The 21,775-nt window shown below is 62.4% G+C and carries 19 protein-coding genes and 1 tRNA gene; 13 read left to right on the plus strand and 7 right to left on the minus strand.

The window, feature by feature from the left end; all coding sequences use genetic code 11:
* Nucleotides 1-128 precede the first annotated feature (128 nt).
* Genes ACM61V_RS00475 through ACM61V_RS00485 form a run of 3 tightly spaced genes read left to right on the plus strand, consistent with a single transcriptional unit; the run spans nt 129 to nt 3,585 of the window.
* On the plus strand, nt 129-1,676 hold the full coding sequence (locus ACM61V_RS00475) for a tyrosine-type recombinase/integrase (RefSeq protein ID WP_020819179.1): 1,548 nt from the start codon (nt 129-131) through the stop codon (nt 1,674-1,676).
* Complete coding sequence (locus tag ACM61V_RS00480) at nt 1,670-2,584, plus strand: tyrosine-type recombinase/integrase (protein ID WP_031286240.1); 915 nt, start codon at nt 1,670-1,672, stop codon at nt 2,582-2,584. Before ACM61V_RS00475 ends, ACM61V_RS00480 begins: the two co-directional genes overlap by 7 nt.
* A complete protein-coding gene (locus ACM61V_RS00485; protein WP_021240061.1) occupies nt 2,581-3,585 on the plus strand; it encodes a tyrosine-type recombinase/integrase in 1,005 nt (334 codons plus the stop codon). Before ACM61V_RS00480 ends, ACM61V_RS00485 begins: the two co-directional genes overlap by 4 nt.
* Nucleotides 3,586-3,722: 137 nt before the next feature.
* On the opposite strand, the gene ACM61V_RS00490 is transcribed toward ACM61V_RS00485, so the two are convergent.
* A complete protein-coding gene (locus ACM61V_RS00490; RefSeq protein WP_419713732.1) occupies nt 3,723-6,197 on the minus strand; it encodes a strawberry notch-like NTP hydrolase domain-containing protein in 2,475 nt (824 codons plus the stop codon).
* A gap of 40 nt (nt 6,198-6,237) precedes the next feature.
* Nucleotides 6,238-7,167 (minus strand): DUF7146 domain-containing protein, encoded by a 930-nt coding sequence (locus ACM61V_RS00495; protein WP_419713733.1) that lies wholly within the window; start codon nt 7,165-7,167, stop codon nt 6,238-6,240.
* Nucleotides 7,168-7,291: 124 nt separating this feature from the next.
* Between ACM61V_RS00495 and ACM61V_RS00500 the strand changes: the two genes are divergently transcribed.
* From ACM61V_RS00500 to istB, 3 genes are all read left to right on the plus strand, one after another.
* Nucleotides 7,292-7,948, plus strand: coding sequence for a lytic transglycosylase domain-containing protein (locus ACM61V_RS00500; RefSeq protein ID WP_419713734.1), 657 nt, complete (start codon nt 7,292-7,294; stop codon nt 7,946-7,948).
* 361 nt (nt 7,949-8,309) lie between these two features.
* Nucleotides 8,310-9,836: an IS21 family transposase gene (gene istA / locus ACM61V_RS00505; RefSeq protein WP_419713735.1), complete on the plus strand. Its 1,527-nt coding sequence runs from the start codon at nt 8,310-8,312 to the stop codon at nt 9,834-9,836.
* A complete protein-coding gene (gene istB / locus ACM61V_RS00510) occupies nt 9,826-10,611 on the plus strand; it encodes an IS21-like element helper ATPase IstB (RefSeq protein ID WP_419713736.1) in 786 nt (261 codons plus the stop codon). The genes istA and istB overlap by 11 nt, the downstream gene beginning before the upstream one ends.
* A 79-nt stretch (nt 10,612-10,690) precedes the next feature.
* On the opposite strand, the gene ACM61V_RS00515 is transcribed toward istB, so the two are convergent.
* Nucleotides 10,691-11,815 carry a tyrosine-type recombinase/integrase gene (locus ACM61V_RS00515; protein WP_419713737.1) on the minus strand — a complete coding sequence of 375 codons (1,125 nt, stop codon included), beginning with the start codon at nt 11,813-11,815 and terminating at the stop codon, nt 10,691-10,693.
* A 94-nt stretch (nt 11,816-11,909) separates the two neighbouring features.
* Between ACM61V_RS00515 and ACM61V_RS00520 the strand changes: the two genes are divergently transcribed.
* Nucleotides 11,910-11,991 (plus strand) — tRNA-Lys (locus tag ACM61V_RS00520).
* Between the two features lie 33 nt (nt 11,992-12,024).
* On the opposite strand, the gene ACM61V_RS00525 is transcribed toward ACM61V_RS00520, so the two are convergent.
* Together ACM61V_RS00525 and ACM61V_RS00530 are read right to left on the minus strand one after the other, a co-directional pair.
* Nucleotides 12,025-12,423 (minus strand): tyrosine-type recombinase/integrase, encoded by a 399-nt coding sequence (locus ACM61V_RS00525; RefSeq protein ID WP_212742147.1) that lies wholly within the window; start codon nt 12,421-12,423, stop codon nt 12,025-12,027.
* 300 nt (nt 12,424-12,723) lie between these two features.
* Complete coding sequence (locus ACM61V_RS00530; RefSeq protein WP_137785101.1) at nt 12,724-13,614, minus strand: hypothetical protein; 891 nt, start codon at nt 13,612-13,614, stop codon at nt 12,724-12,726.
* 183 nt (nt 13,615-13,797) lie between these two features.
* Here ACM61V_RS00530 and ACM61V_RS00535 point away from each other — a divergent pair, with 183 nt between their 5' ends.
* The 6 genes from ACM61V_RS00535 to ACM61V_RS00560 all read left to right on the plus strand — a co-directional run bounded on the left by ACM61V_RS00535 (nt 13,798) and on the right by ACM61V_RS00560 (nt 19,912).
* Entirely contained in the window at nt 13,798-14,391 is a 594-nt protein-coding gene (locus ACM61V_RS00535; protein ID WP_249341349.1) for a PEPxxWA-CTERM sorting domain-containing protein, read from the plus strand.
* Nucleotides 14,392-14,718: 327 nt separating this feature from the next.
* On the plus strand, nt 14,719-15,699 hold the full coding sequence (locus ACM61V_RS00540) for an MBL fold metallo-hydrolase (protein WP_212742148.1): 981 nt from the start codon (nt 14,719-14,721) through the stop codon (nt 15,697-15,699).
* A 314-nt stretch (nt 15,700-16,013) separates the two neighbouring features.
* Entirely contained in the window at nt 16,014-17,027 is a 1,014-nt protein-coding gene (locus tag ACM61V_RS00545; RefSeq protein WP_249341350.1) for a serine hydrolase domain-containing protein, read from the plus strand.
* A gap of 94 nt (nt 17,028-17,121) precedes the next feature.
* Nucleotides 17,122-17,712 (plus strand): NADPH-dependent FMN reductase, encoded by a 591-nt coding sequence (locus ACM61V_RS00550; RefSeq protein ID WP_137785102.1) that lies wholly within the window; start codon nt 17,122-17,124, stop codon nt 17,710-17,712.
* 87 nt (nt 17,713-17,799) lie between these two features.
* The gene (locus ACM61V_RS00555; RefSeq protein ID WP_137785103.1) at nt 17,800-18,816 is read left to right on the plus strand and encodes an amidohydrolase family protein; all 1,017 of its coding nucleotides are present in this window, start codon (nt 17,800-17,802) and stop codon (nt 18,814-18,816) included.
* Between the two features lie 385 nt (nt 18,817-19,201).
* On the plus strand, nt 19,202-19,912 hold the full coding sequence (locus ACM61V_RS00560) for a hypothetical protein (protein ID WP_419713738.1): 711 nt from the start codon (nt 19,202-19,204) through the stop codon (nt 19,910-19,912).
* A 105-nt stretch (nt 19,913-20,017) separates the two neighbouring features.
* Here the strand turns inward: ACM61V_RS00560 and ACM61V_RS00565 are convergent, their stop codons facing one another.
* Complete coding sequence (locus ACM61V_RS00565; protein WP_249341351.1) at nt 20,018-20,761, minus strand: PP2C family protein-serine/threonine phosphatase; 744 nt, start codon at nt 20,759-20,761, stop codon at nt 20,018-20,020.
* The gene (locus ACM61V_RS00570) at nt 20,758-21,765 is read right to left on the minus strand and encodes a type VI secretion system-associated FHA domain protein (RefSeq protein WP_249341353.1); all 1,008 of its coding nucleotides are present in this window, start codon (nt 21,763-21,765) and stop codon (nt 20,758-20,760) included. Before ACM61V_RS00570 ends, ACM61V_RS00565 begins: the two co-directional genes overlap by 4 nt.
* Nucleotides 21,766-21,775: the final 10 nt, after the last annotated feature.

Raw genomic sequence — 21,775 nt, forward strand, 5'->3', positions numbered from 1 at the left:
CACATATTCTTTGCAGTCGCAGTTTATGTCGAGCGTGGCAGCAGGAGGCGCAGGTTTCCTTCGGTTTTCCATGATTTCACTCCAGATAATTACGGTTCCCTCGACCTGAACAAGTCGAAGGAACCACCATGAGAACAAGATCATCAGAGCTGTTTTGTCCGGCACAGCTCCGGATCGAAGATCCGCCCAGCTCGGATGCCCTATTCAACGCCTTCCTCTCCTCTCTGTGGGTCAAGGAGGAAGCGGCCTGTTCGATCCTGTACAGTGCAGCGATCCGTCATTTCCTGCATTGGCTGGATATGCATGCCATCCCGGTCAGTACGCTCGACGATCAAGTCGTCCGACGGTTCGAGAAGCACCGTTGTCGGTGCCACGGATACTCGGCTCAGCAAGCCGCCTATAAGACTGATCAGGCTGCGCGGGTCCGGCGCTTTGTCCGGTTCCTCGAAGATCAAGGGTACATCGAAGTCGACGATGGGATCGACGATCTCCCCCGTCACCTCACCGACTACTCCGATGCAATCGACAGCCTGCAACTCGCCCCTGGAGTGGCACAGGGCTACCGGTCGGAAGCCGAGCATATTGTGGCTTGGCTTCGCATCAAGCGGCAGTCGTGGGCCGATATCGACGACACGATCATCGACCAGTACGGCGCGCATGATTGTCGATGTCCGGTCTGGCGCAAGCGGGGCAAACTCGTCGCCTCGGGCGCGAAGCGGCGGCGGCGTGGTGCTCGGCACTTCGTCGAGTTCTTGCGCGGCCGGGGTGTCATCCCTTCAGTCGAACCGGTGTCGGATGACGACCCGCACATGGCGGCATATCTGGCATGGCTCAAGCAACACCGCGGCGCGACCGACGAGACGATCCGGCGCTACCGGACCGATATCAGGCGACTCATGCCTATCCTCGGCGAGCCTTCACAATGGGATGCAGCCGTCCTCAGGCGGGCGTTTCAACAACGAAGCAAGGAGACGCCAGGTTCGGCATCACTGCTCGTCACGATAATGAGGAGCTATATTCGGTTCCTGGTCGTGCAGGGTGTTTGCCGTCCAGCTTTGTTGCACGCGATCCCATCAGTGCAACGCTACCGTCTTTCGACGCTGCCCCGGCACGTCAACCCGGCAACGATCGAGCAGATCATCGGCGCATGTCCGACTGATCGCCCGGTGGAAGTTCGGGACAAGGCCATCATTCTCCTGCTCGCCCGGCTTGGCCTGCGTGCCGGTGATATTCGGGATATGCACCTCGACGATATCGACTGGCGCTCGGGCCACCTGACGGTCAAGGGCAAGACGCGTCGGCCCGATCGCCTGCCATTGCCTCAAGACGTCGGTGACGCGATCCTGGACTACATTGCCAAGGCACGCCCCAAGACCGCCGATCCGCATCTGTTCGTGCGCGCGCAAGCCCCATTCCGTTCTTTCCGCTCATCGGCGGAGATCGCTGGCATCGTTGCACGCACGCATGAGCGCGGCGGGATCGAAGGCGTGCCGACCGGATCGCACATTTTCCGGCATTCGCTTGCCACCAACTTGCTGCGCGCGGGCGCAGGACTGGAGTCCGTTGGAACGATCCTGCGCCACAGCTCGCCCGAGACCACCGCCATCTACGCCAAGGTCGACCTGCCGATGCTCATGAAGATCGCGCAGCCATGGCCGGGAGAACCGTCATGCTGAACATGCACATTGCCAGATACGTCTCGCTGTATCGCAGTTTGGGGCGGAAGTTCTCGGAGCAGGAACGACTGCTGCGCCAATACGCGGCTTTCGCCGGACGCTTCGGTGACCGGCACACCCGAGTGCAGCGCATCTACGACTGGTGCCACACGGCAAGCTCGCAGAACGTGGCTCGCCATAGGTACGACGCTGCTCGTAACTTCAGCCTTTTCGCTAACGCCGAGGATCCAGACCACGAAGTCCCGCCTGTCGGCGTTTTCGGACGCGGCAAGCGGCCACGCCCGACTCCGATCATCATCGAACCGGACCAGGTGCGGGCGATCATGACGGCGGCGTTGGACGTTTCGCCCCAAGGCACGATCAGCCCGTACACCTACCATTACCTGTTCGGTCTGCTGGCGACGACAGGACTTCGGATTTCCGAGGCTCTCGCGCTACAGTGCGACGATCTGGTCGAGGATGGGCTGGTTGTCCGCAACGGCAAGTTCGGCAAGCAGCGGCTGATCACCTTGCAGCCATCGACGCGCAAAGCACTCGAAGCCTACATTGCGATCCGCGCGAAGCATCCGGCCAAGTGTAATGACCTGTTCGTCACGATCCGGGGGCGAGCGCCGCACAAGGTGCGCGCCCACGTCGTGTTCGTCAGGTTGGCCCGGCTTCTCGGATATCGTGGGGCAACCGGTACGGCAGGCATGCGACTCCACGATCTGCGGCATACTTTCGCTGTCCGCTCGCTTGAGTCCTGCCCGCGTGACAGGGAAGCCATTGCCCACCACATGGCCGGTCTCAGTGTCTACCTGGGGCACGCGTCGATCGCCAACACGTACTGGTATCTCGAAGCCACGCCGGTGCTGCTTCGCGACATTGCGGCTGCAAGCGAGCAACTTTTTCAAGGAGAAGCGGCATGACGGCGCTTGCTCCCCATCTCTCGGCATATCTGCGGGAACATCTGCCGCGCGAACGCGCCGTCAGCCCGCACACGGTGAAGACCTATGCCAACTGCTTCGTCCTCCTCGTCCAGTTCGCTGCCGATCGGCTGAAGCGCCGACCGACCGATCTCGAGATTGAGGATCTCGGCACAGACATGATCATGGCCTTCCTCGATCATGTCGAGATCGGCCGCGGCAGCTGCGTGCGGACCCGCAATGGCAGGCTCGCCGCGATCCGATCCTTCTTCCGATACATCGAGTACCGGATTCCAGCCTGCCTCGATCAGGCACTCCGTGTCAGAGCAATCCCGACCAAGAAGACAGACAAGGCGCTGATCGATTATCTCGACCGGGCCGAGATCAAGGCTTTGCTCGATACACCCGATCCCCGGACACGCCTCGGCACCCGTGATCGCGCGATGCTGCATCTTACCTATGCTGGCGGACTGAGGGTGTCGGAACTCGTAACGCTGCAACTGGGCGATTTCCCGGACCGCTCCCTGTCCACCATGCACATCATGGGCAAAGGGCGACGTGAACGGGTCCTGCCGCTGTGGAAGGAGACCCAGATCGCATTGCGCGCATGGCTTGCGATCCGGCCTCAAGTTGAGGTCACCGAGATATTCCTAAATGCCAACGGGCAGCCGATGACCCGCGACGGATTTGCGTTCCGATTGGCCGAGCACGTCAAGACGGCAGCGACGAAGCAGCCGTCGATCCTTGAGAAGCGCGTCACACCCCACGTGCTTCGTCATTCTTGCGCGATGCACACGCTCGCGGCGACGGGGGACATTCGCAAGGTCGCATTATGGCTCGGCCACGCCAGTATCCAGAGCACCGAGACCTACTTGCGCGCCGATCCCGAAGAGAAGCTTCAGATTCTCGCTGCCCACGGTGCCCCTGCGATCAAGCCGGGGCGCTTCAAGCCGCCATCCGACGCTCTGATCACCATGCTTACCGACGTTCGAAGACGGGCCTGACCCGTCCCCGGACATTCTCCTGACCCACATATTATCTGGAGTGAAATCATGGAAAACCGAAGGAAACCTGCGCCTCCTGCTGCCACGCTCGACATAAACTGCGACTGCAAAGAATATGTCTAATGTTGAGCTCAACATTATACATATTCCCGCGGGGACAGATCAATCTCCAGCGCTTCGCGCTCTTCGTCCGAGAGGTCGGCAAGCCGTCGGTTAAGCATGGCTTCTGCGGTCGAGACGAGCTGGACGACAACGGCGTTCCCTTCGGCAATCGCGGCGTCGATGGCTGGCAACAGACTCGGGAGCTTCATCGACAGAAGCAGTTGCGCAAAGAAGCGCAGCTTGGTTCCCTCGAAGATCGACTGCGCTGCAGACTTGGCACCGGAGTTGAGCGTCCCTCCGGTTTCGCTGTCGACGATGCGGGTAGCCTCCAGCGCGTCGCGCAGGTTGGCGTGAATGATCGCCCAGGCCTCGGCATAGGCATCATAGACCGCGATCTGATCCTCGCTCAGGCGATGCTCGAGGATCTCGTATTCGACGCCGGCGAACGACAATGCGCGCGCGGTGTATAGGCCTAGTGACTTGAGGTCCCGGGCGACCAACTCCATCGCTGCGATCCCGCCGTCACGAATGTCGGACACGAACGCCTCGCGATTGGCGAAGGCGGTCTCAGGTCCCCACAGGCCGAGGCGCGTGGCATAGGCCAAGTTGTTGACGTCGGATGCGCCGGTTGCCGAGGCATAGAGCACCCGCGCGCGGGGCAGAAGGTTCTGCAGGCGCACGCCCGCGATACCCTGCTCCGAGCCCTTGACCTTGCCGCGCGATCCTTCGCCGCCAGCGGCATTCGCCATGGCGTGCGCCTCGTCGAACACGATCACGCCGTCGAATTCATCGCCCGCCCATGCGAGGATCTGGTCGAGGCGGGTCGCATCGTTTCGGCCCGACCGCAGGGTCGGGTAAGTCACGAAGAGAATGCCCTCGCGCATCGCAATCGGGGTGCCGAGCTTCCAGGATGCCAGAGGCTGGATGTCGATCGGCAGGCCGCCAAGCGCAGCCCAGTCGCGCCGGGTATCTTCGAGCAGCGCCTCGTTCTTCGAAATCCAGATGTGGCGGCGTTCCCCGCGCACCCAGCGGTCGAGGATGACGCTCGCAACCTGACGGCCCTTGCCGGCGCCCGTTCCATCTCCAAGGAAATAGCCTTGCCGGTATGTCTGGCCTTCTGCCGATGCCTTGAGCGAGCAGCCTTTGTCCTCTGTCTCGAACCGGCCGGGTAGATCGCGCGCATGGGCGCTGGCAGCGTAGATCAGCGTCTCTGCCTGGGCAGCAGACAGCAGCCCCTTGGCAACCAGCCCGTTAGGCAGCTGCGGGACAGCTTCGGGCATCGGTGCGGCGATCGAGCCCATTGCGACGGACTCGACGAGCGGCGTCGGATGCTCGGCCGCGCCATCGATCACGATCCTACTGGGACGATAGGGCAGATAGTGGCCGACCTGAGGGGCAAGCGGCGCAGGGGTTTCGAGCGACTGGTAGGTGAGCGACCCGATGGAAGCGGCTGCAGAAGTGATCCTGGCTGGTGGTGTCGGCAGCGGCCTGCGCGGCGCGGCGACCAGGCGAAACGGCGCACGAGCCGGAAGGCTTGATTGCTCGGACGCAGCCGCCAAGCCGGCGCGATCCGGCAAGGCATCGACGAGATCGACCAGCTGGCGGAAGTCGCTTGTGCGGATGGCCACAGGCTCATGGGAGTCGTCCACCTTGTCGAGAACCAGCAGCCGCGTGGTGATGCCGGTGCCATGCTTGACGAACGCGCGTTCGACGGCGGCATTGAGCCGTAGCGAGACCGGTCCCTTCAACAGCGCCAGGAACTTCGCGCAGTCGAACCATTCAGGCATGATCGCGACAAGGCGACCGCCGGGTGCCAGACGGTTCCATGCCGACCTGAGGTGGCGCGAGCCGGTGCGACTATCGTGCCCTCGCTCGATGCCGTGCGAATAGGGAGGATTCATCAAGACGACGCTCGGAATGATGGCTGGATCGAGCAGCTCGTCGATCAGTTCGGCGTCATGGCCGGTCACTCCGGCCGCAGGGAACAAGGCGCTCAGGCAGTCGCGGCGCAGCGGCGAGATTTCGTTGAGGGCAAGGCGCGAGCCGGCCTTGGCGGCCCAGACCGCGAGCATGCCCGTTCCGGCCGAGGGTTCCAGCACAGGCTCGTCAGTGGCCAGCGCGCAGGCTCGAGCAGCAAGCCAGGCAAGGCGCGGCGGCGTCGCAAACTGCTGCCATTCGATCTGCTCGTCGCTGCGATTCGTCTGGGTCGGCAGTCGGGCATCGAGGGAACCGAAGAACTGTTCCGCCTTGTCGATCGGGGTCGAGAGCGAAATCTGATCTGAAGATTGCAGGTATTGAACCTGTGCCACCTCAAGCGCTGCGTGAGCGTCACGAACTGACCAACGCCCGAGAGCATCGCTCCCCCCGAAGTGCTCTGTCATGATGCGCGTGACGTCGCTGCGTGAGAGCGCGCGGCCTGCCGCCAGCTCAGAAGCCATGGTCTGGGCCGCCATCACAACGACGGGCGGTGATGGGTCATCGAATGCAAAGGCGAGGGAAGAGTTGAACATGGGAACCTCCTGACGAGGTCCTGCGGCGGGCAGGCCTCAATCAGCCGAAGGCCCCCTCCCCTCTGCTCGATGGATCGGGTTGTCGGGCGAGCCGCGACTTGAGTTCATCGTTCCAGTCAAACCCGGGTGAGACTGGCGCGCGTGAGTGGATAACGCGGTCAGGCGCAGCGTAGGCCTTGAGCGCGCGCTCCTCGGCGTGAGCACCTCCGGCGTCATTGTCGATGAACAGGAAGAGTTCGCGCACGCTCTCCGGGATTGAGACGAGACCGAACCGCTCGTTTCCAAGCGTCGCCCAGCACGGGATCCCAAAGAGCTGAATGGCTGAGAGGGCGCTCTCGATACCTTCGGCAAGGCCCAGCCTTCCCTGCTCTGGGGGAGCAACTCTGACGGCACCACAGCCGAGACTGCCAAGCGCACGCTTGGGTCGCTCGAAGCCGGCCAGCTTGCCACTCACCACATCGAGAAATGTCCTTTGTACTGCGATAACGCCAATGTCAGTCGTTACTGCGGCCAGCATTGCTGGGAGAAACTCAACTGCCCCGCGTGGCCCGAGCGGCGTACGTTCAAGGTAGCGGAACTGGTCAGATGCGCGCTGGAGACCGCGCTGTGCGAGATATCGTTCGACCGGGCTGTCGGAGATTGCCGAAGCCGATTGCCACAAGCGTCGCGCATTGGGACTGAAATCACTCTGATTTTGCCGATCAGCTGTCCCAGGGCCAGAACCATTAAAGAGCTCTCGGCTGCGAACGCCCTGGCGATCCAATGCAGCAATGACGTTCTCATTCGAACATCCGGCGAAGCAATGGAACAGGATGGCCTTTCGCCCCAGGGTTACGCTGAGCGACGGTGTGCGGTCGTCGTGGGCAGGACAGCAGCACATGCCCTTGCCCTGGCGCCAGGTTCCGTTGAGGCGTTCGACAATCGTGCGGGCGCGTCGTTCGAGTTGATGACTTTTCTCTAGCTGGGGCATCGACCTACTCCGGTTGAGGTGCCCTCCCCGTGCAGCCTCCGCTCTGCACCAGCGCCAAAGCATTTTCCTACATCGTTTGTTCTTTATATGTTCTCACCCGATTCGGCTATAGAAGGATCGAGAAATGACAATGAAAGTCCTCCTGATCGGCGGCATTGCCATCGCATCAGCCATGCCTGCTAATGCCCAGGACCTGCCAACGCCGGATGCCCCCGAGCAACATGCCAGTCCTTCCCACGGCATTCGGATTGCCGAAGCATCGAACGGATTTCAGTTGGTCGAGCATGGGTTCTGGCAATCCGAGCAGGCAGCCCCAGCACCAAGTTCGAGCGTTGCAGAAAATGGACGGGTCAACCTGCCGTACAGATACGAGCCCAAGGCCAAAACTGCCCCATCCCGGTTTCGGCGGGCGAGCTACCTGCCCCACGTCTATGCGGCGGAAGCGAAGTACTCATTGCCTACTGGCCTGCTCGACGCGCTCGTCTGGACGGAATCCCGCTATAACCCCCTTGCTGTCAGTCCGGCAGGCGCTGCGGGCCTTGGCCAGCTGATGCCAGCAACGGCCAAGGAACTCGGCGTCTCCAATCGCTTTGACCCCATGGCCAATGTCTTCGGCGCGGCGCGATATCTGAGGCAGATGCTCGACAGGTTTGGTGTGGTTCACCTCGCTGTCGCGGCCTACAATGCCGGTCCAGGCGCAGTCGAACGCGCGGGCGGTATACCGCGGAATGGTGAGACGCCCGGATATGTCCGCGACGTCCTTCGCCATTGGCGTTTTTAGCGGTCTCTCCGCAAGTTAGCCGAAACAGAATCAATCGACGGATTGTTGCTGGGCTGGACAATTTTGCAGGCAAGCGACTGCACAAAAGTTTAACCGTTTTTGGCTTCGGCCGGGTACTTGGCTACAATCTGCATTACCTCCTTACCCCACAAAGCCAACGCCTCGCGCTTCTCGTTGGTATACTGGTGTCGGTGATAGACCCCCGCCACACCGGCCATAGCTGATCCTGACTGGTGATTGAGAACCGCTGTTGATTTCCGCTGAGAGCTGACCCGGGAAGGTCCAAAGTTTCCACTGAGAAGTGACCCATGTTCTGAGCTTCCCCCTGGCATTTGCGTCGGGGGATCAAGGAGTGATCGACATGGCGTTATTGAGCGTAATCCGGCGCTGGCATTTCCGCGAAGGGATGCCGATCCGGGAGATTGAGCGACGCACCGGATTGTCGCGCAACACGATCCGCAAGTACCTGCGCGCCGGCACGGTAGAGCCGAAGTTCAAGGTTCCCGAGCGGCCAAGCAAGCTGGACCCGTTCGCCGAGAAGCTGTCGGCATGGCTACGGATCGAGGCGGGCCGGTCGCGTAAGCAGCGGCGCACCGCCAGGCAGATGCACGCCGATCTGGTCGTGCTGGGCTATGACGGATCCTACAACCGCGTCGCGGCCTTCGTTCGCACCTGGAAGGCCGAGCGGCAGCGTGATGCCCAGACCAGCGGCCGCGGTACTTTCGTCCCGCTGGCGTTCGCGCCGGGCGAGGCGTTCCAGTTCGACTGGAGCGAGGACTGGGCGATCATTGCCGGCGAGCGGACCAAGCTGCAGGTGGCGCACAGCAAGCTGTCGCACAGCCGGGCGTTCATCGTCAGAGCCTATCTGCTCCAGACCCACGAGATGCTGTTCGATGCGCTGACCCAGGCGTTCCGGGTTCTCGGCGGCGTCCCCCGGCGCGGGATCTTCGACAACATGAAGACCGCGGTCGACCGGATCGGTGCCGGCAAGGTCCGGCAGGTTAATGCCCGGTTCGCGGCGATGGCCAGCCACTACCTGTTCGAGCCGGATTTCTGCAACCCGGCCGCCGGTTGGGAGAAGGGACAGGTTGAGAAGAATGTCCAGGATGCCCGGCGCCGACTGTGGCAGCCGCTGCCCAGCTTCCCCGATCTGGCGGCACTCAACGCCTGGCTCGAACAGCGCTGCATCGAGCAATGGGGCCAGATCCAGCATGGCGTCCTGCCCGGCACGATCGGCGATGCCTGGGCCGACGAGGTAGTCAGCCTGATGCCGTTGGGGCGGACCTTCGACGGCTTCGTCGAGCACGCCAAGCGGGTCTCGCCGACCTGCCTCGTGCACTTCGAGCGCAACCGCTACAGCGTGCCGGCATCCTTCGCCAACCGGCCGGTCAGCCTACGCGTCTACCCTGACCGAATCGTCATCGCCGCCGAAGGCCAGATCCTGTGCGAGCATGACCGGATCATTGAACGCTCGCACCACCTGCCGGGGCGGACGGTCTATGACTGGCGGCACTATCTGGCGGTGATCCAGCGCAAGCCTGGCGCCCTGCGCAATGGCGCGCCCTTCGCCGAGCTGCCTGATGCGTTCCGGCGGCTGCAGGGCCATCTTCTCAAGCGCCCCGGCGGCGACCGGGAGATGGTCGAGATCCTCGCCCTCGTCCTGCAGCACGACGAGCAGGCGGTGCTTTGCGCCGTCGAGCTGGCGCTCGAAGCCGGCGTTCCGGCCAAGACCCACATCCTCAACATCCTGCACCGGCTGACCGACGGCAAAGCTGGCACCCCGCCGAGAATCGACGCCCCACAGGCGCTGAGCCTGGTCCGCGAGCCCAGGGCTAACGTCGAGCGCTACGACGCGCTCCGCAACAAGGAGACCGCCCGTGCGTCATGATCCTGCCAGCGCCGCCGTCGTGGTCATGCTTCGCGGTCTGAAGATGTACGGCATGGCCCAAGCCGTCAGCGAACTCGTCGAACAGGGGGCGCCGGCCTTCGATACCGCGGTGCCGATCCTGTCACAGCTGCTCAAGGCCGAGGTCGCCGAGCGCGAGGTCCGCTCGATCGCCTACCAGATCAAGGCCGCCCGCTTCCCGGCCTACAAGGACCTCGCCGGCTTCGACTTCGCTTCCAGCGAGATCAATGAAGCCATGGTTCGCCAGCTGCACCGCGGCGAGTTCATCGACGGCGCCCACAACGTCGTGCTGATCGGCGGGCCGGGCACCGGCAAGACCCACATCGCCACCGCGCTCGGCATCCAGGCGGTCGAGCATCATCGCAAGAAGGTCCGCTTCTTCGCCACCGTTGACCTGGTCAACGCGCTCGAGCAGGAAAAGGCCATGAACAGGGCCGGCCAGCTGGCCGATCGGCTGCTGCGTCTCGACCTCGTGATCCTCGATGAGCTCGGCTACCTGCCGTTCAGCTCGTCAGGCGGGGCATTGCTGTTCCACCTGCTCAGCAAACTCTACGAGCGCACCAGCGTCGTCATCACCACCAACCTCAGCTTCAGCGAGTGGGCCGGCGTGTTCGGCGATGCCAAGATGACGACCGCGCTGCTCGATCGGCTCACGCACCACTGCCACATCCTGGAGACCGGAAACGACAGCTTCCGCTTCAGAGCCAGCACCGCCGCCGCGGCGCCCAAACCACGAAAGGAAAAATCGCCAGCTTGACCCATCACCCGCATCGCGGGACATATCTTCAACCCGGGTCACTTCTCGATGAAAATCCCGGGTCAACTCTCAGCGGAAATCAACAAACCGCTTCAGAAACCACCAGAGGTATGCCGAGACGCTGGAGACCAGTTGCCACCGTCCGCCGAATGTCATGCATTGTGAAGTGACCGGCTTCGTAGCCGAGCTTCTCGTCCACGCTTGCTCTGATCCGCTTCCAGGCCTTCGATAGGCCGCTAACGCTGTTCGTGTTGGTGACCTTCGATGCCAACAGGATCTGGGATTGCTTGTGAGCATCGTCAGCATCGATCCCTGCGGCCACGAATACCTCCGTGACGACTGCGAGAGCCTGCACGGACAGCGGCACCACATTCGCTTTGCCATTTTTCGCTCGGTCGCCTGGGACGGTCCAGACCTTCGCCTTGAAATCGAACTCGTCACAAGCTGCATCGAGCACTTCTCCCCGGCGTTGAGCCGTAAGGACAAGCATCTGCACAAGGTGACCGAACGGATAGCCATCCTCGACCGCAGATTGCCATAGCGCCGCGAGTTCTCGGTCGCTGAGTACGCGATCACGAGGTTCATTCCGCTTCGGACGCCACGCGTCCCGGCAGGGATTAGCAGGCATATGCTCGAGTCTGGTGAGTGCCCACGTGTAGAAGGTCGAAAGATGGCGATAGACGATCCGCGCCATCGTCAGGGTTTCCTTGCCCCGCTCGAATGCGATCTTCTCAACAAAGCGGCTCACGTCACCTCGGGTAATAGAGTCCGCGAGGCGGTCTCCCAGCTCAGGCTCAATGTACTTTCGGAAGACCCGATCGAACTCCCTCGCGCTGCGCTTTTTGCCGTCGATCTGCTGGGACAGATACGTCTCGTAGAGCTCGGCAACCGTACCGACGCCCTTTGACCCCTGCCTCTTAGCACCCGGCTTCCTGGCAATGCTCTTGCCCTGCTCGACATCGACAAGCAGATCGCGCGCCTTCTTACGCGCATGGGCGAGGGTAAAACTCGGACCATGGCGTCCGATGGTCACATTCAACCACTTGCCCTGAACCCGCTTGCGCAGAATGTACGTCTTGATACCACTGGCGCCCATGCGGAGCCTCAGGCCGGGGACGATACCATCGGCCAGCTCAATCTGACCAGCCGCCGGCGCCTTGAGTCCTGCGATCTTCGCGTCCGTCAAACCTACTTTGTTCGCCATATGTACCTGCTACCTTAGGTAGCTTTTTGTAGTGGATACTGGCGAACATTTCAAGAACAATGCGGACTGTGAATCCCGGATTTCCGCCATTTTTGGACACATGCGGATGCGCTAGGACCCTCTGATCATGGCTCTTAATCAGCGGGTCCTTGGTTCGAGCCCAAGTGCGTCCACCATTTTCTTCCAGTTAAATCAACGTGTTGAAGCGCTCAACGCACCACATAGAGCCGGGGCTTCGCCGGCCTTGTGGGTGATTTTGTGTCATCGGCTCCCACCGATTTCTGCGGCTTTGCGCGTGTCTCCACAATGGGCCGAACAATCAGCGGGTCGGCATAAGGCTGAAGGTGCTTCACCGACATGTGGGCATAACGCCGCACCATCGCTTCGCTCTTCCAGTCGCCCAGCTCCTGAAGCACCCAGGTGGGTAAGTCATTCTGCCGGAGCCAACTCGCCCAGGTATGCCGCAAATCGTGCCAACGAAAATTGGTGATGCCGCTTTCCGTCAGCGCCTTGCGCCACGCCCGCGTGCTCGCATTACGAAGCGGATTGCCTCGAAAGGTGAACACATGAGATTCATGTTTTCCCCGCGTCTGCGGACGCCTGACCACGGATGTCGACTTGTAAGAGATTTTGCTGTTCTCGGAATCAAGCGGGTGAGCCAGACCGACCGGAAAAAGAGCGCCTAAACGTCAGCTATCGGGATCGCGACAAAGGGGCTGAACGTCTGATGTTAGGGCGCCTTGCTGCCGCAGCAGCACGAGCGGATCAAGCAATCAATACGGTGGCGATGTATCTTGACGCTGGCGGCGCGCAGCGGCCCTCCACCACGCGAGGTCGTCTACCAATGCCTGTGAAACGGAACGAAACTATGTTTCCCGATGCGAGCGGGTCTGAGCTGTGGACCAGCGTTACATCGTGATGCGCATCACGTCGCGCAACATCTGCCGCATGTTGCGCACGATGATCGCGTTATTCTCTTGAAAGCGCAGGCGGGCCAGCGTTGCCGCCGGCACGATCAGTCCGGCGGGTAGCACCACAATATCGCCTGCCGCGCGCATCGCCTCGACCCGGCGGCGCACCGTAACGAACGGCGCATCGATCTCGCGCGCCAACTGACGTAGCGGGATCGGACGGCGCAGATGGTCGGGCGGCGGCACATCATGATCGGCATAGCGTCGGGCAAAGCCGGCGTCGGCCATCAGGTCGCGGATGTTTGCGGTGATGATGCCGCCGATAATTGCGCTATTCAGGATATCGCCGTGCATCTGCCGCGCCGTTTCCAGCGACCGCAGCATGAAGTCGAGCGCAAGTCGCGCCGCGATTGCGGTCGGCAACCGCTCAACCTTCGCCACCGTCAGACGGGCAGGCAGCGGATAGCCCGCCAGCACCAACAGGCCTACCATCTCTGCCAGCGCGTCATGATCGCCCCGCTGCGCCACCTGCATTGCCGGCCGGCCCAGCACCGCCGCTGGCACGATCAGGCCACCGGCCGCGTGCTCCACCAGCCCGTCGGCCACCAGCGCCGCCACACGCCCGCGGGCGGTCTGATACGGCATGCCGAAAGTAGCCGCGACCGACAACCGGCTTACCCCACGACGGTCGGCATCGGGCGCATCCAGACCGGCGACGGTCCCGTCGTCCCGGCGATAGGGCAGATGCGCGAGATTGCCGCCCAGCACCGACCAGACCAGCGCCGTTCCTACCCGGTCGCTGCTACAGGCGATCGCCCAGCGCCGTCCTTGGCTCGCCAGCATCGCCACGGCCGGACGGATTGCAATCCTGATGCCCGACAACGGCACGAATCAAGCCGGATCAAGTCCCGTCATCATCGTACCGTAATAGGACAGGTGCGCGATGGACAGCCGGTGTGATCCATTTCCGTCACCTAAATCGCCCGCGCCGGCCACGATTCCGGTATCTGCCCGTCATCGGCAAGGGATCGCGGGGCGACACCGGGCCACAGGGATTTCAAGGGGACACGCATGACCATTCGATCCACGCTTCTCGCCGCTGGCGCGCTCGTCGGTGCCACCCTCGCCGTCACACCGGCAGAAGCAGCAGTGACGCTCTATTCCTTCACCGACACGCTGAGCAACGGTTGGAACGTGAGTGGCTCGTTCACCGTCGACGATACGGTGAGATACGCGGTCAACGACGTCGCCGTGACGATCGATGGCACGGCGATGCACGGGGCCACGATCTATAACTATGGCCCCACCCGTGGTGCCAGCACATTCGACGTCGGTTTTAGCTTCAGCAACGCGCCAACAAGCGTCGAGGATCTCGTGAACGTCCCCGGTTCCAGCCTGCTGCTTCGGATCGACGGGACCCGAACGACAAGCGACGGACATACGAACCTGAGCGGCCTGCGTTCGGGGGCGCTGCGCACGGCTGTGTATTACGACGGTGGTTTTTCACGCTTCTCATCGGCGAGCACCACCAGTGGCAAGGTCACCGCACGCCCCTTCGTCGCCGCAGTGCCGGAACCGGCGACCTGGGCGATGATGATCGCCGGGTTCGGCCTGACTGGCGCGGCGTTGCGCCGTCGCCGGCGGACGCGTGTCGTCTTCGCCTGATCGGCTCTGTCAGACGAGTGGGTCTGGTGGGCGCGGCTCGGACCGGTGTTGTCGGCGCGATGTGGTTCGATGCGCCCCGGTGGTGCTGTCAATCTAATCCGAAACCGTCTCTGGTGGATGGTATCCCATTTTTGAGGGCCGCCACTTAAATCGCGAGCAAACCCCACTCGGAGTTATTGAGGCTGCGCAGTTAGATTGTGTCGCCGCCGCCGGGTCGCGGGCGCGCCGATCACCTCGGCACGCGCCTTTACCACTAAAAAATTTGATACGGCTAATATTCCGCCGATGATTATTCTGGATTGGTATCGCTGAGCCCAAACTGGAGCAATGTCGATCAAGAACCCATATTATCAAGGCGTCGTCACCGACCATTTCGACGGGGTGCGCTTCCACAATCCCGGTGAGCCGGATACCGATCGCGGGCTGGCCGACATTCTCCGCTGGAGGCGAGAGGCACCTCGCACGGCGTGGCCCTCGTTCGTTGCCGTCGAGCAGGCGAAACCTGCCCAACGTGTTGACGGGTTGCGCATCACCATGGTCGGGCACGCCACGCTTCTGGTGCAGGTCGCCGGGCTTAACCTTCTGACCGATCCGGTCTGGTCGGACCGAGCAAGCCCCTTGTCCTTCGCCGGGCCGAAACGGGTCGCCGCGCCGGGCGTTGCCTTCGCCGACCTGCCGCCCATCGATGCGGTGCTGCTGTCGCACAACCACTATGACCATCTCGATGTCGCGACACTGAAACGACTGCAAGCCGATCATCGGCCGCTGATCATCACCCCGCTCGGCAACGATACCATCATCCGCAAGCACGTCCGGGGCGCGCGGGTCGAGGCGGGTGATTGGGGTGACGTCATCGCTGTCGCGGCTGGCGCGAGAACGCACGTCGTGCCCGCCGTCCACTGGTCGTCACGCGGCGTCCGTGATCGCAGGATGACGCTGTGGGGCGGATTCATGCTCGAAGCTGCAGGTCGGCTGATCTATTTCGCCGGCGACACTGGATACGGAACCGGTGCCATCTTCCGTGCGATGCGCGAACGCTACGGATCGCCGGACGTGGCCCTGCTGCCGATTGGCGCATACGATCCGCGCTGGTTCATGTCAGCGCAGCACGTCGATCCGGCCGAGGCGATCCGGATCATGCAGGATCTGGAAGCCGGCGCCGCGGTGGCGATGCACTGGGGCGTGTTCAAGCTCACCGACGAACTGCGGGAGGATCCGGTGGAGCAACTTGCGAAGGGTCTCGCCGCGCGAGGAATTGCTCCGAAGCGATTTATCGCCTTGAAGCCAGGAGAAACTGCCGACTTCTAAGCTCGCCGCCAACGATCAATGAGCCGTAGGCGAGCGTTGAAGATGTCGGAGGTCTGCACCAAAGATGCGCGCATCTAGCGACTTATGACCTGCGCCCTTGAGCCGCCCTGCATTCAGGCAGGCGGCGAACGACAGTAACAGGGTTTAGCGCCCGGCCTGGTTGCGGAAATCGCAACGGCGATAGCCGGATGAAGAATACGATCCGGGTTGCGGCCATACTTCGATGTCGCTAGCTGTTGCACATGAGTAATACAGTGAGTGTGGTGAGACGGCTAGGTCGCAGCGGTTTGGCCGCGCTGGTGGCTTGCGCCTCCATGGCGGACGCCAAAACGAACAACGCGCTGCCCGATATGACCGTCATCCTTCGCGAACAGCATGTGGAGAGTGCGTCGATCGCCCTGATCCGCAACGGACGGATCGTCTGGACCGGGGCATGGGGCATCGCGGGGCCAAACCGCGCGGCGACCGTCTCGACGCCCTACAATCTCGCCTCACTGACGAAGCCGCTCACGGCCGAAGTCATCCTGCGACTGGTATCGGCCGGCAAGCTGTCGCTCGACGAGCCGATGGATCGCTACTGGAGCGACCCCGATCTGTCGCGCGATCCCCGGCGGATGAAGCTCACAGTCCGCATGGCGCTGAGCCATCGCAGCGGGTTGCCGAACTGGCGCGACGTGAAAGGACTGGCCTTCGATCATGATCCCGGCACGGCCACCGGCTATTCGGGCGAGGGATATCAATATGCAGCGCGCTACGCCGAGCGTCGCACCGGGCAGCCGTTCGAGGCGCTGGCCGCGCGCTGGCTATTCGCCCCGGCCCACATGCGCGCTTCGGGCTATGTGTCGGCGCAAGGCAGGACGACGCCGATCGCCACGCCATATGACGCAGCGGGCAAGCCGCTGCGGGTCGATCGAGTGACGCGATACAATGCTGCCGATCTGGCTCACGCGACGGCGCGCGACTATGCGCGATTCCTTATCGAGGCGCGCAATGACCGGGCCCTGGTCGCGTCGGTCGCGGCGGAGCGCAGCAAATTACAGGCCGACCTGAAGGCGAACATATGCACCGGAACGAAAGCAACGACTTGTCCACCCTGGACAGGTTTCGGCCTGGGTTGGCAGCTCCTCGGCTTTCCCGCGGGGACGACGATGCTTCACACCGGCAAGGATGCCGGGGCCTTCACATTTGCTGCGATCGATCGTCCGAGCGGTGATGGGATCGTCATCCTGACCAACAGCGACAACGGGTGGCGGATCATCCTGCCGGTCCTTGAACGCACCGGAAGCGATCCGAGGCTGATCGCGTTCCTTCGCGGTCAGATGGACTGACAGACGGGGCCATAATTATGGTGACCGCCATCGCCATTGCCGTGCGACAAGGGGCTCCGGCTCCCATGCCTCAAGTCTGTTCAAGGAGATGCCCGTGGCTGACCGCATTCTCGTGTTATATGGTTCTTACCGCTCCGATCGTCAGGGCATACGTTTGGCGGAGTGGCTGGTCGGTGCCTTGCGCAAGCGCGGCGCCGATGCCGAACTGATCGACGCCAAGGCGGTCGACCTGCCGATGCTGGACCGCATGTACAAGGAGCATGAGGCGGGCGAAGCGCCGCCGAGGCTGGAGGAGCTTGCCTTGAAGATACGCAGCGCCGACGCCTTCGTCTTCGTAACCGGCGAATACAATTGGGGAATCCAGCCAGGCCTCAAGAACCTGACCGACCATTTTCTCGAGGAATGGTTTTGGCGGCCGGCCGCGATTGTCAGCTATTCGGCAGGTCGCTTCGCCGGCGCACGATCGGCCTTGCAGTGGCACGGATCATTGTCGGAGATGGGAATGGTCGTCGTATCCAGCACGATCGCTGTCGGCGGCATCGGCCATGCCTTCGATCACGCCGGCGAGCCATCCGGCGAGGGAGGTACGGCGCTGGTCCGCGCCTTTTCACGCTTCGCCGACGATCTTGCGTGGTGGACCGAAGCGGCGCGCAACCAGCGGGCGCTTCGCGACCCGCCATACTGATGGCCGAAGCTCAGTTGCAGACGTGATCCCACACTTTCGAAATGGCCGCTACGCCGGCGTCACCGCTTGCCAACCACTCAGATTTGCATGAAGCTCCAGCAAATACTGAAGGGGGCTGAATTGCGGATCCGTCATGCATTGGCCGTCGCCAGCCTGCTTATCCCGTCCGTTGCGTTCGCGCGTCCGCAGTTCGACATTATCGATATGCATTTCCACGCTGATCTTCCCGACGCGGAAGGGCCAGCGGGCGGCAAGGTTTGCGCTCCATACAGCACCTGGGCGCCACGCGACCCCGCAAAGCCGATTGATGAATATCTCGATTGGTTCACGATCAATCCAACCTGTCCGAACATCCTAACGGCACCGACTGGCGCTGCTGATCTGCGCGATCGCGATCTGGCCGTTTTGAAGCGCTACAACATGCTCGCTCTGGCTGGCGGGGCTTCAGACACGGTCGAAGATTTTCGCGCCCACGCGCCAGACCGCATTCTTCCGGCGGCGGGGTTCGGCAGCGATGGCAATTTCCCCAGTATCGCCTCGCTCCGGGAACTTCATAAGGAAGGCAAGCTAAGGGCGCTCAGCGAGATCACCACCCAATATGCGGGTATCGCCCCGGATGACCCCCGGCTCGAACCCTATTTCGCGCTGGCCGAGGAACTCGACATTCCAGTCGGCATTCATCTCGGTCCCGGTCCTCCAGGCACGACGTATTTTGCGACGCCTGGTTACCGCGTGAGCGTCGGCGATCCGATGCGCTTGGAGAGCGTGCTTATCCGTCATCCCCGACTGCGCGTTTATGCGATGCATGCGGGCTGGCCGCTGGGCGACGCGATGATCGCGATGATGTACGCACACCCACAGCTATATGTTGACGTGGCAATAATAGACTACGCTCATACCGAAAAATCGTTCTATTCCTATCTCAAGCGCCTGATCGACGCGGGCATGGAAGAGCGAATCATGTTTGGCTCAGACAACATGGTCTGGCCCGATGCGATCGCAGTGGCGATTGAACGGATCAAGCGCGCGCCGTTTCTTAGTAAGCGCCAGAAACGGCTTATTTTACATGATAATGCGGCCCGATTCCTGCGAATCGAAAATTAAGCCCCAACTGATAGTTCGAATATCGCCGAACTAGCGGCGGTGAAGCCCAGTGCTGCCTTCCGGGATACTGCTCATTCGAGCGATTTCTACCAGCGACAGGGGCGCGGGCGATATTTTTTGTCGATAGATCGCACTAAGTAGCTTCGACTTATTTTCGGGAAATAGTCACCAGGTTCGCGGCACGGCAAATCTGCTGTCATCGAGCGGCAAAAGCGTCTAACTTAAATCGAAGCTTTGGGGGAAGCTGATGCCATACCGACATGCGCACTGGTGGATAATAGCGCTCTTTCCGCTGATCGCCGTGGCATTTTGGCCCGGCTACCTGGGACAGCTTCGCAGCGCGCCGTTCGCGCTCCATGCACATGGCATTACCTCCGCGATATGGTTGGCGCTTCTGTCGGTGCAGTCGTGGTCAGTGCACCGCAGTAAACTGGCTTGGCACCGCACCGCCGGTCTCGCTACGTTTGTCGTCCTGCCATTGTTTGCCGCAGCCGGGCCTTTGGCGCTTCAAGGCATGGCAATGCTTTGGCGTTTGCAAGCTGATCCTTTTCATGCCGAATTCGGGGCTCGTCTCGTGGCCGCCGACATGATCGCGGGTCCGTCCGTGGTCGCCATGGTCGTCTACGCTTTTCTGAGCCGGCGCAGGGTCATGGCGCATTCGTCAGCGATGCTCGCCACGGCGCTACTGGTTCTTCCACCGATCACTGGTCGACTACTGCCCGCTATACCGGGATTTCCGCGTGATGGCTGGGCGGGGTTGGGCGGGTTCAGGCTCTCGTTTCATCTTGCTGAGGGCTTCACGCTGGTTCTCGCGGTTTTGCTCGCAACCCGGATGAAGGATGCGCGCATCGGATTTGGATTGGCCGCCGCGGCAACAGCCGCTCAGATGATTGGTTTCGAGGTCGTGCCGAATATCTCGTGGTGGAATGGTTGGGTTATCGTCCTGACCGACCTGCCAGCGGGGTGGATGGCGCTCGCAGCGGGGTGCATTTCCGTTTCGCTTCTTGCGTGGGCGTGGAAAAAGGTTCCGCCTCGCAAAACGCTGCGAGATCCGGCAGCGTCGCATCATGGCGGTCCCGCGCCGGTTTCGATCTAAATCGAGGCGTGGCGGATTATCGAAAGGCCGGGGGCGCGAAGACATCGCATGATGGCCTATCCTCCGGGGGCCAATGCCCCGCCTGCCCCGATTGAGCGTTGCGGCCTAAGAGTTGTCGTAGTCGATCAATATCAACGACACATTGTCGCTGCCGTCACGCCCCAACGCATTGGCGAGCAGCCGATCTGCCAGCTGGTCGAGGGCATCGCGATCGGCGTCCCCGGTGGCCAGCGAGCGTGACAGACCATCCGAACACAGCAGCAACCGATCGCCGGGCAGCAGGTGGACACTCGTCGTCTGAAGGCGCGGATCATCCTCGACACCGAGCGCGCGCGTTACGACATGCGATTGGGGATGGCGCTCGACGCGATCCGGCGTCAGCAGCCCGGCATCGACCAGTTCCTGCACGACGCTGTGATCGTGGGTCAGCAGATCAAGGGCACCGTCCCGCAAGCGATAGGCGCGGCTGTCCCCGGCCCAGGCGATATGGCCTGTGCTACCGTCGATCATCGCAGCTACCACTGTCGTACCGGCGGCGGCGGCGAACCGCTCGTTGCGCGCACGAATGTCGCCATTCGCTTGGCCGAGCGCCACGAGCATGTCGGCAAAGCGGACGACACGCTCATCCGAGGTCAGGATGCGGAGCCGATCAATCACCGCTTGCGCGGCAAGATCGCCGCCGGCGTGCCCGCCCATACCGTCGGCGACCGCCCAGACGCGGCGCTCGGGGCAGTCGAACACGCGATCCTCGTTGATGACGCGCACAAGCCCGACATGGGTGCGCGCAACCGAATGGACCGTCGCGAGGTTCGAAGCAGTGGCGAAGCGGCCGAACGACATCATGGTCATCGCACGCCACTCGCACCGGCCCGCGCTTCGGCCGCGTCATATGCGGCAACGAAGGCGCGGTCGAGCGATCCCCCCTCGCCATCGGCCAGTTGCTTCGCCAGGTCAGCGTGGCGGGCAGCGACCTCCTCGGCCTGCAATGAGACGCGGCTTTTGAGCAGCGACACCCGCGGCTCGACCGCGGCATCGAGCGACTTTGGATCGAAGCTGCCGATCGCGGCGCGGAGACTCCCGTGCAGCCCCGCGAAGGTCGCGATCAAGTGGCGTTTGATGTCACGGAACGAAGCCTGCAACGCCGCCGGCCCTGACAGGAAGCTGCCCGATCCGGCGAGAAGAAGATCGATCGCAAGTCGCTGCGTCGGCGCCCATTTGAACGGGTTGTTGTTCGCCCCGCCAATCGTCGTGCGTGACAATTTGTATTGCCCGCGAGCCCGATCGCGCTCGGCCATCAGATCGCCTATTCCAAGCACCATCTGGCGATAGACGGCCCCGGCGCGACGCATGATTTCGGTTGGATCCTCGCTCGAAAGCAACGACGCATCCAGCCCGGCTCCCTCGCAGAACGCCTCCAGCAGCGAGCCTGTGCCGCTCGGCAGGATAACGCACGCGTCGCTCCAATCGTCAGGCACCGCGGTCGAATTCCCGAGCGGTGGCGTCATAACCATCGTGCGCGCAGCGTCGACCGGCTCGTCGCCGTGCGGCGCGCGGCTTGCCTTCAGGCGAAACCGGCCGAACCGCAGCGTCGATGGAATTGGCATCGCCACTTCGACCGCGTCGGGGAAGCGCGTGCCCGTCGCGTCATCGAACACACCGTTGGCGCCCAGCGCACGCAACGTCAGCGCGCCGTCAGCGACCGTTAACTCGCAATGCGCGCGTGACAGTTCACAATCGGGGTCGGCGATCGACCAGTCCGCGGCGCTGTCGCGACCGATCCGCATCAGGCCGTCGCGGATCAGGCGCGCGTCAATCGGCTGGACCTCGTTCGCCGTATCGAAGAGTTGGAGCATGAACACAGGC

Source organism: Sphingomonas sp. TX0543, assembly GCF_048565505.1.
Lineage (GTDB): Bacteria > Pseudomonadota > Alphaproteobacteria > Sphingomonadales > Sphingomonadaceae > Sphingomonas.

Bases quoted from the DNA above. Each gene is read 5' to 3' on its own strand.
- ACM61V_RS00475 (WP_020819179.1), top strand. From the start codon at position 129: ATGAGAACAAGATCATCAGAGCTGTTTTGTCCGGCACAGCTCCGGATC.
- ACM61V_RS00480 (WP_031286240.1), top strand. From the start codon at position 1,670: ATGCTGAACATGCACATTGCCAGATACGTCTCGCTGTATCGCAGTTTG.
- ACM61V_RS00485 (WP_021240061.1), top strand. From the start codon at position 2,581: ATGACGGCGCTTGCTCCCCATCTCTCGGCATATCTGCGGGAACATCTG.
- ACM61V_RS00490 (WP_419713732.1), bottom strand. From the start codon at position 6,197: ATGTTCAACTCTTCCCTCGCCTTTGCATTCGATGACCCATCACCGCCC.
- ACM61V_RS00495 (WP_419713733.1), bottom strand. From the start codon at position 7,167: ATGCCCCAGCTAGAGAAAAGTCATCAACTCGAACGACGCGCCCGCACG.
- ACM61V_RS00500 (WP_419713734.1), top strand. From the start codon at position 7,292: ATGACAATGAAAGTCCTCCTGATCGGCGGCATTGCCATCGCATCAGCC.
- istA (WP_419713735.1), top strand. From the start codon at position 8,310: ATGGCGTTATTGAGCGTAATCCGGCGCTGGCATTTCCGCGAAGGGATG.
- ACM61V_RS00515 (WP_419713737.1), bottom strand. From the start codon at position 11,815: ATGGCGAACAAAGTAGGTTTGACGGACGCGAAGATCGCAGGACTCAAG.
- ACM61V_RS00535 (WP_249341349.1), top strand. From the start codon at position 13,798: ATGACCATTCGATCCACGCTTCTCGCCGCTGGCGCGCTCGTCGGTGCC.
- ACM61V_RS00540 (WP_212742148.1), top strand. From the start codon at position 14,719: ATGTCGATCAAGAACCCATATTATCAAGGCGTCGTCACCGACCATTTC.
- ACM61V_RS00545 (WP_249341350.1), top strand. From the start codon at position 16,014: ATGGCGGACGCCAAAACGAACAACGCGCTGCCCGATATGACCGTCATC.
- ACM61V_RS00555 (WP_137785103.1), top strand. From the start codon at position 17,800: ATGAAGCTCCAGCAAATACTGAAGGGGGCTGAATTGCGGATCCGTCAT.
- ACM61V_RS00565 (WP_249341351.1), bottom strand. From the start codon at position 20,761: ATGACCATGATGTCGTTCGGCCGCTTCGCCACTGCTTCGAACCTCGCG.
- ACM61V_RS00570 (WP_249341353.1), bottom strand. From the start codon at position 21,765: ATGCTCCAACTCTTCGATACGGCGAACGAGGTCCAGCCGATTGACGCG.